Origin of the sequence: Methylobacterium sp. CB376 (assembly GCF_029714205.1) — a bacterium.
In the GTDB taxonomy this organism is placed as follows: Bacteria; Pseudomonadota; Alphaproteobacteria; order Rhizobiales; family Beijerinckiaceae; genus Methylobacterium.
Genome location: NZ_CP121648.1, coordinates 7,251,343 through 7,264,745, shown reverse-complemented (window position 1 = coordinate 7,264,745; position 13,403 = coordinate 7,251,343). Strand labels below are relative to the sequence as shown.

Annotated in this window: 11 protein-coding genes; 5 read left to right on the top strand and 6 right to left on the bottom strand. The window is 73.5% G+C overall.

Annotation, left to right across the window (positions count from 1 at the left end):
* Positions 1 to 138 precede the first annotated feature (138 nt).
* From QA634_RS33425 to QA634_RS33415, 3 genes are all read right to left on the bottom strand, one after another.
* Positions 139 to 1,902, bottom strand: coding sequence for an ABC transporter ATP-binding protein (locus QA634_RS33425; protein ID WP_012336250.1), 1,764 nt, complete (start codon positions 1,900 to 1,902; stop codon positions 139 to 141).
* Between the two features lie 298 nt (positions 1,903 to 2,200).
* Positions 2,201 to 3,541, bottom strand: coding sequence for an MFS transporter (locus QA634_RS33420; RefSeq protein ID WP_012336249.1), 1,341 nt, complete (start codon positions 3,539 to 3,541; stop codon positions 2,201 to 2,203).
* The gene (locus QA634_RS33415; protein WP_150108774.1) at positions 3,538 to 4,107 is read right to left on the bottom strand and encodes a PRC-barrel domain-containing protein; all 570 of its coding nucleotides are present in this window, start codon (positions 4,105 to 4,107) and stop codon (positions 3,538 to 3,540) included. Before QA634_RS33415 ends, QA634_RS33420 begins: the two co-directional genes overlap by 4 nt.
* A gap of 587 nt (positions 4,108 to 4,694) precedes the next feature.
* Here QA634_RS33415 and QA634_RS33410 point away from each other — a divergent pair.
* The 5 genes from QA634_RS33410 (at position 4,695) to era (ending at position 8,475) form a co-directional block, all read left to right on the top strand.
* The gene (locus QA634_RS33410) at positions 4,695 to 5,453 is read left to right on the top strand and encodes a pyridoxine 5'-phosphate synthase (RefSeq protein WP_012336247.1); all 759 of its coding nucleotides are present in this window, start codon (positions 4,695 to 4,697) and stop codon (positions 5,451 to 5,453) included.
* On the top strand, positions 5,450 to 5,857 hold the full coding sequence (gene acpS / locus QA634_RS33405) for a holo-ACP synthase (RefSeq protein WP_012336246.1): 408 nt from the start codon (positions 5,450 to 5,452) through the stop codon (positions 5,855 to 5,857). The genes QA634_RS33410 and acpS overlap by 4 nt, the downstream gene beginning before the upstream one ends.
* 131 nt (positions 5,858 to 5,988) lie before the next feature.
* On the top strand, positions 5,989 to 6,780 hold the full coding sequence (gene lepB, locus QA634_RS33400) for a signal peptidase I (protein WP_012336245.1): 792 nt from the start codon (positions 5,989 to 5,991) through the stop codon (positions 6,778 to 6,780).
* Positions 6,781 to 6,788: 8 nt separating this feature from the next.
* Positions 6,789 to 7,523, top strand: coding sequence for a ribonuclease III (gene rnc / locus QA634_RS33395; protein WP_012336244.1), 735 nt, complete (start codon positions 6,789 to 6,791; stop codon positions 7,521 to 7,523).
* Between the two features lie 4 nt (positions 7,524 to 7,527).
* Positions 7,528 to 8,475: a GTPase Era gene (gene era, locus QA634_RS33390; RefSeq protein WP_012336243.1), complete on the top strand. Its 948-nt coding sequence runs from the start codon at positions 7,528 to 7,530 to the stop codon at positions 8,473 to 8,475.
* A gap of 202 nt (positions 8,476 to 8,677) precedes the next feature.
* Here the strand turns inward: era and QA634_RS33385 are convergent, their stop codons facing one another.
* Genes QA634_RS33385 through QA634_RS33375 form a run of 3 tightly spaced genes read right to left on the bottom strand, consistent with a single transcriptional unit; the run spans position 8,678 to position 13,364 of the window.
* Positions 8,678 to 10,204 (bottom strand): efflux transporter outer membrane subunit, encoded by a 1,527-nt coding sequence (locus tag QA634_RS33385; RefSeq protein WP_012336242.1) that lies wholly within the window; start codon positions 10,202 to 10,204, stop codon positions 8,678 to 8,680.
* On the bottom strand, positions 10,201 to 12,183 hold the full coding sequence (locus tag QA634_RS33380; protein WP_012336241.1) for a MacB family efflux pump subunit: 1,983 nt from the start codon (positions 12,181 to 12,183) through the stop codon (positions 10,201 to 10,203). Before QA634_RS33380 ends, QA634_RS33385 begins: the two co-directional genes overlap by 4 nt.
* A complete protein-coding gene (locus QA634_RS33375) occupies positions 12,180 to 13,364 on the bottom strand; it encodes an efflux RND transporter periplasmic adaptor subunit (protein WP_012336240.1) in 1,185 nt (394 codons plus the stop codon). Before QA634_RS33375 ends, QA634_RS33380 begins: the two co-directional genes overlap by 4 nt.
* Positions 13,365 to 13,403: the final 39 nt, after the last annotated feature.

Here is a 13,403-nt window from a genome sequence, read left to right as displayed (position 1 = left end):
CGCCGGTGTTCCGGCGCTGCGCGCGAAAGGGGCCGCGCACGCGACCGTCACGGGCCGGGATTGATCAAACGGATGCGGACCGCCCCCGAACCGGTTGCGGCCGCTCGCGATTCGCAGCGCGCCCTCGCGCCGCCCCGCTCAGGCCGCCTCGCGCGACAGCTTGAGCGTCTCGCGCTGGATCAGGTCGCGGTAGAAGCCGTCGAGATGGATCAGCCGCTCGGGCGAGCCGTCCTGGATCACCTGGCCCCCGTCGAGCACCACGATCCGGTCGAAATCCTTCAGGGTCGACAGGCGGTGCGCGATGGCGATCACCGTGCGGCCCTGCATCAGGTTGTGCAGCGCCTCGCGGATCGCCTCCTCCGACTCGGTGTCGAGGGCGGAGGTCGCCTCGTCGAGGAGGAGGATCGGCGAGTCCTTGAGGATGGCGCGGGCCACCGCGATGCGCTGGCGCTGGCCGCCCGAGAGCTTCACGCCGCGGTCGCCCACGATCGTGTCGAAGCCCTGCGGCAGGTCACTGATGAAATCCGTGCAGCGCGCGGCCTCGGCCGCCGCCCAGACCTCCTCGTCCGTCGCATCCGGCCGGCCGTAGCGGATGTTCTCGCGCAAGGAGCGGTGGAACAGCGAGATGTCCTGCGGCACCACGGTGATCGCCTCGCGCAGGCTCTCCTGCGTGACGCGGCCGATATTCTGGCCGTCGATCAGGATGCGCCCGCTCTGCGGGTCGTAGAAGCGCTGCAGCAGGGTGAAAAGCGTCGATTTGCCGCCCCCCGAGCGCCCGACCAGGCCGACCTTCTGCCCGGGCTCGATCGTGAGGTTGAAGTCGCTGAAGACCTCGCGCCCGTCCGGGTAGCTGAAGCCGACGTGCTCGAAATCCAGCCGCGCGCCCTCGCCGACGAGGGGCTTCGCCTCCGGGTGGTCGCGCAGGTCGTGGGGCTGCAGCAGGGTGGTGAGCGCCTCCGAGAGCCTCGCGGTGTGCTGCGTGACGTCGACCAGGGCGACCGCGAGGTCGCGGGTCGCGGCCAGGATCGTGATGCCGAGGGTGCAGACCAGCACCACCTGACCGGCGGTCGCCGAACCCACCTCCCACATCCGCACCGCCCAGTAGAGAAGGCCGAGCACCGCCACCACGGTGATGACCGCGTGCATGATGCGCAGCTTCTCCAGGTAGAGCAGGCTGCGGCGGCGCGCCCGCATCTCGGTGCCGATCGTGCCGTCGAAGCGCACGAATTCCCGCTTGAAGGCCGAGAAGGCGCGCACCAGCGGCATGTTGCTGACGAGGTCGACCATCTCGCCGTCGACGGCGGCCGCCTTCTCGGCGAATTCGTGGTGGAGCGGCTTGCCGGCGGCGGCGATGCGGAACATCAGCACCACGACGCCGCCGCAGATCACCAGGAGCCCCGCCGCCATCGGCAGCGAGACCGCGCCCACGTACAGGATCGCCCCGAAGGCGGCCGCGCAGGGCGGCATCACGTTCCAGACGAACATGTTCTCGGCGGTGAAGATCGCGTTCGAGGTCGCCGTGATGCGGCTCGCCAGCGTGCCGGGCTGCCGGTCGGCGAAGTAGGAGGGCGAGTGGCCGGTCAGGTGCCGGAACAGGTCGCGGCGGATGTCGCCGGTCACCGCCACGAAGGTGAAGCTCGCGATCAGGCTCGCCACCCGCCAGAGCATGTTGTCGGCGCCGATGAAGGCGATCAGGACGGCGAGCGCCCCCCAGATCTCGCCCGATTGCGGCCCCTTGCCGAGCGCATCGACCACGCCCTTGAGCCCGTACTGCGTGCTCACCGAGCAGGCGACGGCGGCGAGCACCGACACGACGATGGCCGCGTGGGGAACCACGCGGCGGCGAAGGTAGCGGGCCACGAAGGCCCAGGGCCGTTCAGCGTAGGCGCAGAGGTCATCCATCGTGACGATCGATCCCGGTTCTTCGCCCGCGTGCGGCCGGTCGTGAAACGGACGGGAATGGGCCGGGCGCTCCCGGCCATCCGCCAAAGCCGCAACGCGGAAGCGTCGCCTTATGTTGCAGGCAAAAAATATCGGCCGTCCGGTTTTATAGCGCGCCTACATGAACGGGAGTTGAGCGGGCTCGCCGCGATGCGGGAGGCGCTGCCGCAGGGCAGCGAACCGGGCTCTCCTGTGACGCGCGGGCCACGCAGCGGTCGGGCGACGCGGCGCCGGCGAGGCGCCCTCCGGCCGGAGACGCTCAGGCCCCGCGCCCGCGCCGGGTCTCCGGCATCACGAGGAGCAGCAGCAGCAGGGCCAGGACGGCCACGCCGGCGAGCCCCAGGAAGGCCGCATGGGTGCCGAGATGGTCCGCCATCGCACCCGACAGGGTCGTGCTGAGCGCCGCGCCGATCCCCATGCCGGTGCCGACCGCCCCGAGGGCGAGGTTGAAGCGCCCGGTGCCGCGGGTCACGTCCGCGACCACGAGCGGGACCATCACGCCGATCACCGCCGCCGAGACGCCGTCGAGCACCTGGATCAGCACCAGCACCTCGGGTTCCTGCGCGTAGGCGAACAGGATCCCGCGCAGGGGCAGGGCGGCGAAGCCCAGGACGAGGAGCGGGCGCCGCCCGTAGGTCTGGGCCGCCCGGCCGACCGCCGGGGCGATCAGCGCGAGGACGATCTGGGGCGCCATGATGCAGGCGGCGATCAGGATGGTGGCGGTCTGGCTCGCCCGCATGGTCAGCACGCTGCCGACCAGGGGCAGCATCGCCGCGTTGGCGACGTAGAACAGCAGGATGCAGGCGCCGAAGCAGAGCAGGGCCCGGTTGGTGAGGAGGAGCCGCAGGCCCGCCCATCCGCTCGGGGGCGGGGCACCGTCGCGCCCCTGCGGCCGCACCACCTCGATCTCGCCCGCGCGGATCGTGGAGAGCGCCACCAGCGTCGGCACGACCAGGGCCGCGGTCACGTAGAACACGGCGGCGTTCGACAGGTAGTAGCCGCAGGCCCCCATGCCGGCCGCCGCCAGGGCGTTGCCGATCGAGGAGAAGCGGGCGTTGCGGCCGAGGCGCTCGCCGAGCCGGGCATGGCCGGAGAGGCCGAGGCTGATCGCCGCGATGGCGGGCGTGAGCACGCAGCTGGCGAGCGAATGGGCCGCCATGGCGAGGGCCGCGACAAGGAAGGTCGGGTAGAGGCCGAGGCCCGCCGCGCTCGCCCCGATCACCCCCACCGCGAGGGCCGCCACGGCGCGCTTCGAGCGCACCCAATCGACGAAGCCGCCGCCGGGCACCTGCCCGAGCAGGCTGAACAGGCCGCCGATGGTGAGGACGAGGCCGATATCGGCCTGCGTCCACTGGTGGGCCGTGAAGTGCACGGCCACGAAGGGTCCGAAGCCGGTCTGGAGGTTGGCCACGAAGAACGTGAAGGCGTCGAGCCCGCGCGCGCTCGCCGCCGAGGGGGCGTGCTTCTCCCGCCGCGTGGCCGGGAGCGGCGCGGGCGAGGGCGCGCGCGCCGGCTCGCGGCCCGCCTCCGGCCGCGGCTCGTAGCGGGGCACCTCCCGGTGGCCGGCGGCCCGGCGCTGGGATCGTCGCGCCGCCGTCATTTCTCGGGGGGATTGCGTGCGGCGGCCTGGTCGGGGTCGGGCGCCGGCGAGGCCGGCCCCAGCACCACGATCGGATCGCCGGGCTTGTACTCGGGGGAGACGCGCACTTGGTTGCGGGTGAGCTGCAGCACCGCGCGGCCCGGCTTGTTGTCGGCCGCGAAGTGCAGGGCGCGCCAGTCGACCGCGATCTTGCGCGAGCCGACGCCGAGGAAGCCGCCGAAATCGATGATCGCCGCGCGGGGACGCCCGTCCTTGTCGACGATGATGTCGATGATGCGGCCCATGTCCTCGCCGGCGGCGCTGCGCACCGGCTTGCCCAGCACGCCGTCGTAATCCTTGGTATCGAGGACGGTCGCGGGCGTCCCGGCCGGAACCGGAGGCGGGGCCGGCACCGGCGCGGCGGGAGCCTGCGCGGCCGGAGCCGCGGGCGGCGCGGCCGGGGACGGCGCCCCGGGGCCGGCCTCCGGGGCCTTGGCCGGGGCGGGCGCCTCCTGGACCTGGGCGGCCGGAGGCGGAGAAGCCGGGGCAGGGGCCACCTGAGCAGGGGCCATCTGGGCAGGGGCCATCTGGGCAGGCGCCACCTGGGCAGGCGCCACCTGGGCAGGCGCCACCTGGGCAGGGGCAGCGGGCGCCGAGGGGAGCGGGGCCTGCGGCGCTGACCCGGTCTGTGCCGAAGCGGCCACGGCCCAGAGGGCCGCGAGCGCCGGGACGGCCATCCTCAGGATCGTGACCACGCGTGCTCCTCGTCTGGCTGCGGCCGCCGTTCGACCGGCAACCGCCACGGTTCCGTTCGGTTCCGCGGCGGTGCCGACGGATAGTGCGTAGCCGGTGATCGGGGCGAAGTTGTGGGGTCGGGGCAGCCGGGCATTCGGGCGACCGCCGCGGCCGGGCCGTCGAGCAAGCATGGTGATACCGTCTCCGGGGCGGGCATGCGGCCGGCCCAGCCTCATCGTGGCGTCTCGCGCGCGCCGAAGGAATCTCGGATGAGCCGTCCTCCCGCGCCGCCGCACGGCCATCCTTGGCGAGGCCCTCGCGAGGTGTCCAGGCGGCGCGCCCGGATTCGGGGGGCCGGGAGACGAAAGGCAGGGAGAGGAGCCCTGGCCCCGCCGCCCGCGCTCCGCTACACCGCGCCGATCCCGGGAGCCCGCGACCGATGTCCCCGTCCCCCCTTCGCCTCGGCGTCAACATCGACCACATCGCCACCCTGCGGAACGCCCGCGGCGGCGTGATCCCGGATCCCCTGCGCGCCGCCCACCTGGCGGTCGCGGCCGGGGCGGACGGGATCACCGCGCATCTGCGCGAGGACCGCCGCCACATCCGCGACGAGGACGTGGAACGCCTCAAGCGCGAGATCGACCGGCCGCTGAACCTGGAGATGGCGATCACCGAGGAGATGGTCGGGATCGCGGTCGGGCTTCGCCCCCACGCCGCCTGCCTCGTGCCCGAGCGGCGCGAGGAGCGCACCACCGAGGGCGGGCTCGACATCGTCGCGGCCCGCGAGCCGGTGCGCGCCGCGGTGGTGCGGCTCCGCGAGGCCGGCATCCGGGTCTCGCTCTTCGTCGAGCCGGACGTGCACATCATGGAGGCGGCGCGCGGCCTCGGGGCGCCGGTGGTCGAACTTCATACCGGCCGCTACTGCGAGGCGGTCGCGGCCGGGGATGCCGCGGAGGCCCGGCGCGAACTCGCCCGCCTCGCCCGCGCCGCGGCCCATGGCAGCGACCTCGGCCTGGAGGTCCATGCCGGGCACGGGCTCACCCTCGACAGCGTCGGGCCGGTCGCGGCGATCCCGCAGCTGCGCGAACTGAACATCGGCCATGCCATCGTGGCCGAATCCGTCTTTGTCGGCTTCGCCGAGGCGGTGCGGGCGATGCGGGCCGCCATGGACGCGGCCCGGGCCGGGGCGGCGGCGTGATCGTCGGCATCGGCTCCGACCTCTGCGACATCCGCCGCATCGAGCGCTCCCTGGAGCGGTTCGGCGAGCGCTTCACGCAACGGGTCTTCACGCCGGGCGAGCGGGCGCGCAGCGACCGCCGGGCGGCCCGCGCGCCCTCCTACGCGCGGCGCTTCGCCGCCAAGGAGGCCTGCGCCAAGGCCCTCGGCACCGGCCTGAGCCAGGGCGTGTTCTGGCGCGACATGGAGGTGGTCAACCTGCCCTCGGGGGCGCCCACGCTGCGGCTCACGGGCGGCGCGGCGGCGCGCCTCGCCGCCCTCGTCCCGCCGGGGCACCGGGCGCGGCTCCACGTCAGCCTGACCGACGACCCGCCCCTCGCCCAGGCCTTCGTGGTGATCGAGGCCCTGCGGGACGAATCGTGTTGAGGCGATTCACCCGCGGCGCGCGGCGCGTTGCGGGCGGTCGGGCGTTGGTCTAGACCCCGCGCACCGCGGCTAGCTCGCCCGCGTCTCGGCGGTCGCCACGGCGAGATGACGGACCGCCGGAGACGAGGAATATGGATCGCGTGCGCATCAACCCGGACCTGAAGCCCGCCAAGGAGGCGGGCCCCTGGGAGTCGGTCAAGGAGTTCGTGAAGGTCGGCCTCCAGGCGCTGCTGATCGCGGTCGTGGTGCGCACCCTGCTGTTCCAGCCCTTCAACATCCCCTCCGGCTCCCTCGTGCCGACCCTGCTGATCGGCGACTATCTCTTCGTCTCGAAATACTCTCTCGGCTACTCGAAGTACTCGCTGCCGCTGAGCGACTACCTGCCCTTCGAGATGCACGGCCGGATCTGGGGCGCCGAGCCGAAGCGCGGCGACATCGTGGTGTTCAAGCTGCCCAAGGACAACGCGACCGACTACATCAAGCGGGTGATCGGGCTGCCGGGCGACCGGATCCAGATGATCAACGGCCTCCTGAACATCAACGGCAAGCCGGTGAAGCGCGAGCAGGTTCAGGATTACGTCACCACCGACGCGTTCGGGCAGCCCACCCAGGTGCCGCAATACGTCGAGACCCTGCCGAACGGGGTGTCGCACCAGATCATCGAGCGCGACGGCGACCGCGGGCTGTGGGACAACACCAACGTCTACACGGTGCCGCCCGGCCACTTCTTCATGATGGGCGACAACCGCGACAATTCCACGGATTCGCGCGACCTCGGCAGCGTCGGCTACGTGCCCTTCGAGAACCTGGTCGGGCGGGCCGAGGTGATCTTCTTCTCGATCGACGAGGGCGCCTCGCCGCTCCAGATCTGGAACTGGCCCTGGACGGTGCGCTGGAGCCGCCTGTTCCACACGATCCACTGACCGCCGCCATGGGCGCGCTCCGCCGGGGCCGGCGCAGGGCCGAGCGGCCCGACCTCTCCGCCCTGGAGGGGCGGATCGGCCACGCCTTCGACGACAAGGACCTGCTGGCGCGGGCGCTCACCCACGTGAGCGCGGGGGCCGGGGAGGAGAGCTACCAGCGCCTCGAATTCCTGGGCGACCGGGTGCTCGGGCTGGCGGTGGCCGAGGGGCTCCTGCGCGCGCTGCCCGGGGCCGACGAGGGCGACCTGTCGCGCCGCCTCTCCGGCCTCGTGCGCCGGGAGAGCTGCGCGGCGGTGGCCCAGGCCTGGGAAGTCGGGCCGCACCTGCGGCTCGGGGCCGGCGAGGTGCATGGCGGCGGCCGACGCAACCCGGCGATCCTGGCCGACGTCTGCGAGGCGATCCTGGGGGCGATCTTCCTCGACGCGGGCTACGCCGCGGCCAAGGCCGTGATCGACCGCGCCTTCGCGGCGGCGGAGGAGGCCGAGGGCCCGCGCGGGCGCGACCCCAAATCCGCCCTGCAGGAATGGGCGCAGGGTCTCGGCCTGCCGACCCCGACCTACGCGGTGGTGGAGCGCGCGGGCCCCGACCACGCGCCGATCTTCCGCATCGAGGCGCGGGTCGCCGGCGTGGCGCCGAGCCTCGGCGTCGGCGGCTCCAAGCGCCTCGCCGAGCAGGAGGCCGCGCGCCTCCTCCTGAGGCGCGAGGGCGTCTGGCGCGAGGAGGGGACGCCGGCTACGGAGTGATCCCATGTCCGAGACCCACGCGCCTTCCCCCGCCCCCGACCCGTCCGGGGGCCCCGCCGAGACCCGGGCGGGCTTCGTCGCCCTGATCGGGGTGCCGAATGCCGGCAAGTCGACCCTCCTCAACAGCCTCGTCGGCAGCAAGGTCTCGATCGTCTCCCGCAAGGTGCAGACGACGCGGGCGCTGGTGCGCGGCATCGCCATCGAAGGGGCGGCCCAGATCGTGTTCGTGGACACGCCCGGGATCTTCGCGCCCAAGCGCCGCCTCGACCGGGCGATGGTGACCTCGGCCTGGAGCGGGGCGGCGGACGCGGACGCGGTCTGCCTGCTCGTCGATGCCCGCAAGGGCGTCGACCCGGAGGTGGAGGCGGTGCTGGGCCGGCTGCCCGAGCTGCGCCGGCCCAAGATCCTGGTGCTCAACAAGATCGACGTGATCGCCCGGGAGCGGCTGCTCGACCTCGCCGCCGCCCTGAACGGGCGGCTGCCCTTCGACCACACCTTCATGGTCTCGGCGCTAACCGGCGACGGGGTGGCGGACCTGCGGCGGGTGCTGGCCGGGCTGATGCCGCCGGGGCCCTGGCTCTACCCGGAGGATCAGGTCTCGGACGCGCCCCTGCGCATGCTCGCGGCCGAGATCACGCGGGAGAAGATCTACGACCGCCTGCACGAGGAACTGCCCTATTCCTCGACCGTCGAGACCGATCAGTGGCAGGTGCGGCCCGACGGCTCGGTGCGGATCGAGCAGACGATCTTCGTGGAGCGCGAGAGCCAGCGCAAGATCGTGCTCGGCAAGGGCGGCCAGACCATCAAGGCGATCGGGCAGGCGGCCCGGGTCGAGATCGCCGAGGCGGCGGAGGCGCCCGTGCACCTGTTCCTCTACGTGAAGGTGCGCGAGAACTGGGCCGACGATCCCGAGCGCTACCGCGAGATGGGGCTGGACTTCCCGCGCGGGTGAGCGGCGCCCGCCCCTCGACGAATCGTCGCGGCCGAGCCAACCCGAGGCGGGATCGGGACCGCGGATGGGTCATACGGCATCCGATTGATGGCGTCGCCGTCTCCCATTTCGGCCATGCGGATGTCGGCTTCGCTCAGGCGCCGCGCTCAGGCGCCGCGCAGGCTGGTGATCCGGGATCCGCTTCGATCGAGCGGATCCCGGATCAGCCCGGCTCCTCGACTCCCTCCCGAATTTCCTTCGGCGACATGGGTCCGGCCTCGCCCCCATCCCGCTCCCATCCGAGGGCCTGCTGCAGCGCGGCCGTGTCGACGAGGCGCCGGCCCTGCGCGGCGATGCGCGTCGGGGACGCGGAGGCGGCGCGCGTCTGGCTCAGCAGCAGGTCGGCATAGGTGACCGCGCCGGCCTCGTACTGCACCCGGGCGGCCGCGAGGGCGTCGCGGGCCAGCGCCTCGGCCTCCAGCACGGCGGTCAGGATCCCCGCATCGGCTTCGAGCGCGGCCAGCGCATCCGCGACGGTCTGGAGCGCCGCCAGCACCGTCGCCCGATAGGCGGCCGCCGCGGCGGCGTAGGCCTCGACCGCGGCCTGGCGGCGGGCGGCTTGGGCGCCTCCGTCGAGGAGCGGCTGCGCGAGGCCGAGCCCGGCCCCCCAGGCGCTCGACGCCGCCAGGGCCGCGATCGTCGCGGCGCTGGCGCCGAGATTCGCCGTCAGGGTGACGCGCGGCAGCATGTCCGCGGCCGCGACGCCGATCTCGGCCGAGGCGGCGTGCAGCTGGGCCGCGGCGGCGCGGATGTCCGGCCGCCGCGCGAGCAGCCGGGAGGGCAGGCTGAGCGGGACCCGCCGCGGCAGCGTCAGCTCGCCGAGGCGGAAGCTCGGCTCCGCATAGGCGCTCGGAGGCAGGCCGATCAGCACGGCGAGCCGGTGGCGCGCCTGCACCCGCGCCATCCGGCTCGCGATGAGAGCCGCCTCCTGCGAGCGGATCAGGCTCTCCTGGTTCAGGACGCTGACGATGCGCTCGGACCCGGCGGCGTGGCGGACCTTCACCAGGGCGAGCTGGTCCCGGTCCTGGCGCAGGATCGCCTCGGAGACGGCGATCTCCTCGGACAGGATCGCCTCCTGGATCGCGCCCGCCACGATGTTGCCGCTCAGGGCCAGGGCGGCGGCGTCGCGATGCGCGGCCGCCACCGCCTCGCGGGCCTCCTGGGCCTCGACGGCGCGGCGGATGCCGCCGAACAGGTCGGGCGTGTAGCTCGCCGCGACGCTGGCGCCGTAGAGCCCGTAGAGCGCGCCCCCCGCCGGGCCGATGCCCCCGCCGCCCCGGCGCGCGAGGTCGAGGGACAGGTTCGGCAGGAGGCTGGCCCGCGCGGCCTCGGTGTCGCTCCGGGCTTGGCGCAGGGCGGCCTCGGCCTGCTCGACCGTCGGGCTCGCCGCCAGCCCCCGGCGCACGAGCCGGTCGAGCCGGCGCGAGCCGAACGGGCGCCACCACGCATGCGGGCCGTCGGCCCCGGGCCGCAGGACCTGCGTCCCGTCCGGGCCCGGCGCGGGCAGGCGGCGCGGGGGCGCCCGCTCCCCGTACCGGAGGATGACGGGGGCGGCGGGCGGCACGAAATCGGGCCCCGCCACGCAGCCGCCGCAGAGGAGCAGGGCGGCCCAGCCACGGCCGTGCGCGCGCCGGGCGAGGCGGCGGGCCCGCGCGAGGATGCGGGCGAGGCCGGAACCGGCCCGGCTCATCGGGCCAGGGCCTCGACCGGGTCGATCCGCGCGGCGCGGCGCGCCGGCACGAGCCCGGCCACCAGGCCCGAGAGGCCGGCGCTCAGGATCGCGGCCGCGACGCTGCGCCAGCCGAAGACGAGGGAGAAGGGCAGCCCGAGGGCCTGGCCCGCCTCGCCGAGCCCGAGGGCGAGCGCGGCCCCGAGCGCCCCGCCCAGGGCGCAGAGCGTGAAAGCCTCGACGAAGAAGTGCAGCATCACGTCCGAGCGGCGTGCCCCGAGCGCCATGAGCAGGCCGATCTCGCGGGTGCGCTCGGTCACCGCGATCAGCATCATGTTCATCACGCCGACGCTCGCGATGACGAGGGCGATCCCCGCGATCGAGATGGTCACCAGCCCGAGGACCGTCCTGGCCCGCAGGATCGTCTCGCGCTGCGTCTCGTTGTCGAACAGGACGACGTCCGGGGTGCCGCGCCAGGCCGAGAGCAGCTTCTCCACGGCGGCCAGGGCGACGTCGCGATCCACGTCCTCGGCGAGTTGCAGCGTGACGCTCGCGAAGGAGGGCTGGCCGGAGATGCGCTGGCCGAAGGCCGCGTAGGATAGGGCCGCGAAGGGCCGGCGCCCGTACCGCGACGAATCGGCGACCCGGGCGACGCCGACGACCCGCGCCGGAACCGTCCCGATCAGGATGACGGCCCCGAGCGGATCCTGATCGGGCTCGAACAAGGCCGCGCGCACGGCCGCGTCGATGACGATCTCGACATCGGCCCCGCGCGCCGCCGCCTCCTCCAGAGGCCGACCGGAGGTGATCGGCAGCTGGTGGAGGCGAAAGAAGGCCGGCGCCACGCCGTAGACCGAGGCGTAGGCGCCGCGGCCGCGATGACGCAGGAGGATCGATGTCTGCGCGTCCGGGCTGACGCCCGTGACGAAGGGCAGAGCCGCGAGCCGCTCGACATCCTCCTGCCGCAGCCCTCCGCTCTGCGCGGCCGGCCCGGCGAGGAAGGCCGATTGCGACATCACCTCCGTGAGGTTGTTGCCGAGATCCCTCATCCGCGCCAGCACCTCCTGCTGCGCGCCCTGGCCGATCGCCACCGCGAGGATCACGGCGGCGATCCCGATCACGATCCCCAGCATGGTGAGGAGGTTGCGCAGGCGGTGGGCCATCAGCGTGGCGGCCGCGCTCGTCGCCGCGTCCCGGACCTGATCGGTCCGGCGGCGCGTTCCGCCCGAAGCCCGGGGGAGGGACGGACGGGCGTCCCGGCGGATCCGCTGCCGGCGATCGGAGCGGATCCGCCCGTCGGCGATCTCGACGACGCGGTCGGCCGTCGCGGCGACCTGCGGATCGTGCGTCACGATCACCACCGTATGGCCCTCGTCGCACAGGCCCCGGAGCAGGCCGAGGAGGTCCGCGCTCGTGCGGCTGTCGAGGGCGCCGGTCGGCTCGTCCGCCAGGATGATCCGCCCGCCATTCATGAGCGCGCGGGCGATGCCGACGCGCTGCTGCTGGCCGCCGGAGAGCTGGGCCGGGCGGTGGTCGAGGCGCTCGCCGAGCCCGAGCCCGGTCAGCAGGGCGGTGGCCCGCCTCCGGCGCTCCGCCGGGGCCTCCCCGGCGAAGACCGCGGGCAGCGCGACGTTGGCCACGGCCGAGAGGCGGGGCAGGAGGTTGTGGCTCTGGAAGACGAAGCCGAAGCTGTGGCGGCGCAGGGCCGCCAGCCCGTCCGGGTCGATCCCGGCCGTGTCGCGCCCGTCGATGCGGTAGTGGCCCAGGCTCGGCCGGTCGAGGCAGCCGAGAAGGTTGAGCAGGGTCGACTTGCCGGACCCGGATTGCCCGACGATGGCCACGAACTCGCCGGCCGCGATCGCGAGGTCGACGCCGTCGAGCGCCCGGACGACCTGGTCGCCCATCCGGTAGGTGCGGTGCGCGCCCCGCAGCTCGATCAGGGCCGAATCGCCCGGACCGTCGACGGTCTCGGCGCCGTGGCGGGAGCCGGCCCGGATCATCGCGCCCGGTCCCGCGACGCGGCGAAGCGCGCGCCATCCTCCGGCCCTGCGACGATCACCGCCTCGCCGGGGGCGACGCCGTCGAGGATCTGGATCTCGCCCGCGTTCGCGAGGCCGGTGCGGACCCGCCTCTCCTCGGGCCGGCCATCCGGGTTCAGGATCCTCAGGCGCCCCTGCTGCGCCCCGGCCCGCGTCACCGCGGCGGCCGGCACCAGGACGGCGTCCCGCGCCTCGTCCAGCACGATGCTGACGAGCGCCGTCATCAGGGGCTTGAGGGCGCCGTCCTCGTTCGCGACCGCGAGGCGCGCGTTGAAGGAGATGGCCGGGTTCTCGTTCGCGGCCGAGGCGCTGCCCAGGGCCTGACCGGCGCCGTTGGTCTCGACGGCGATCTGGTCCGGGGCCGGATCGACCGATTGCAGGATCGTCTCGTAGAGTCGCTCGGGTTGCGCCAGGGTGGTGAAACGGACCCGCATGCCGGGCCTGACGCGGCCGATATCCGCCTCCGAGATCCTGGCCTTGACCGACATCGTGCCGAGATCGGCGAGGCGGATGATCGTCGGCGCGGTCTGCGACGCGATCACGGTCTGTCCTTCCTTGGTCACGATCGCCACGACGGTGCCGTCGATCGGGGCGGTGATCCGCGTGTAGGCGAGGTTGGTGCGGGCGCTGCGGACGCTGACCGCCGCCCCCTCGATCTGCGCGTCGAGGGCCGCGAGGTCGGCCTGGGCGCTCCCGTAGGCGGCCTCGGCCGCCTCGTAATCCGCACGGGCTCCGGCCTTGCCCGCGGCGATCTCCCGCTGGCGGTGGAACGCGAGCTCGGCCTGGTGCAGCATCACCCCTGCGCGGTCGCGCTGGGCCCGCAGGGCGTTCAGGGCTGCCTCGCTACGCTGCAAGTCATTCATCTGGGGAAGGGAATCAATTTCTGCAATGATCTGGCCTCGGGCGATCTGCTGTCCGACCCGGACGTGGAGCGCCACGACACGGCCGGAGACCTGCGCGCCGACACTGACGATGCGCACGGGTTCGATTGAACCGCTTGCAGCAATGGTCTGCGCGATATTTCCGCGGCGCACCGGTGCCGATATATAAGGTGTCTTCTCACTAAAATTGGGGCGCACTGCGAACCACAGAGCCAAAACGGCAATAATAAGCGTTAGTAGCAATCCGAGCGATTTGATCATATCGCGCCATTCAGACAGCAGGATTTGTCGGCGGCATGT

What these genes read in the sequence shown, in the direction of transcription:
- QA634_RS33425 (WP_012336250.1), bottom strand. Translation starts at nt 1,902, where the DNA reads ATGGATGACCTCTGCGCCTACGCTGAACGGCCCTGGGCCTTCGTGGCC.
- QA634_RS33420 (WP_012336249.1), bottom strand. Translation starts at nt 3,541, where the DNA reads ATGACGGCGGCGCGACGATCCCAGCGCCGGGCCGCCGGCCACCGGGAG.
- QA634_RS33415 (WP_150108774.1), bottom strand. Translation starts at nt 4,107, where the DNA reads ATGGCCCCTGCCCAGATGGCCCCTGCTCAGGTGGCCCCTGCCCCGGCT.
- QA634_RS33410 (WP_012336247.1), top strand. Translation starts at nt 4,695, where the DNA reads ATGTCCCCGTCCCCCCTTCGCCTCGGCGTCAACATCGACCACATCGCC.
- lepB (WP_012336245.1), top strand. Translation starts at nt 5,989, where the DNA reads ATGGATCGCGTGCGCATCAACCCGGACCTGAAGCCCGCCAAGGAGGCG.
- rnc (WP_012336244.1), top strand. Translation starts at nt 6,789, where the DNA reads ATGGGCGCGCTCCGCCGGGGCCGGCGCAGGGCCGAGCGGCCCGACCTC.
- era (WP_012336243.1), top strand. Translation starts at nt 7,528, where the DNA reads ATGTCCGAGACCCACGCGCCTTCCCCCGCCCCCGACCCGTCCGGGGGC.
- QA634_RS33385 (WP_012336242.1), bottom strand. Translation starts at nt 10,204, where the DNA reads ATGAGCCGGGCCGGTTCCGGCCTCGCCCGCATCCTCGCGCGGGCCCGC.
- QA634_RS33380 (WP_012336241.1), bottom strand. Translation starts at nt 12,183, where the DNA reads ATGATCCGGGCCGGCTCCCGCCACGGCGCCGAGACCGTCGACGGTCCG.
- QA634_RS33375 (WP_012336240.1), bottom strand. Translation starts at nt 13,364, where the DNA reads ATGATCAAATCGCTCGGATTGCTACTAACGCTTATTATTGCCGTTTTG.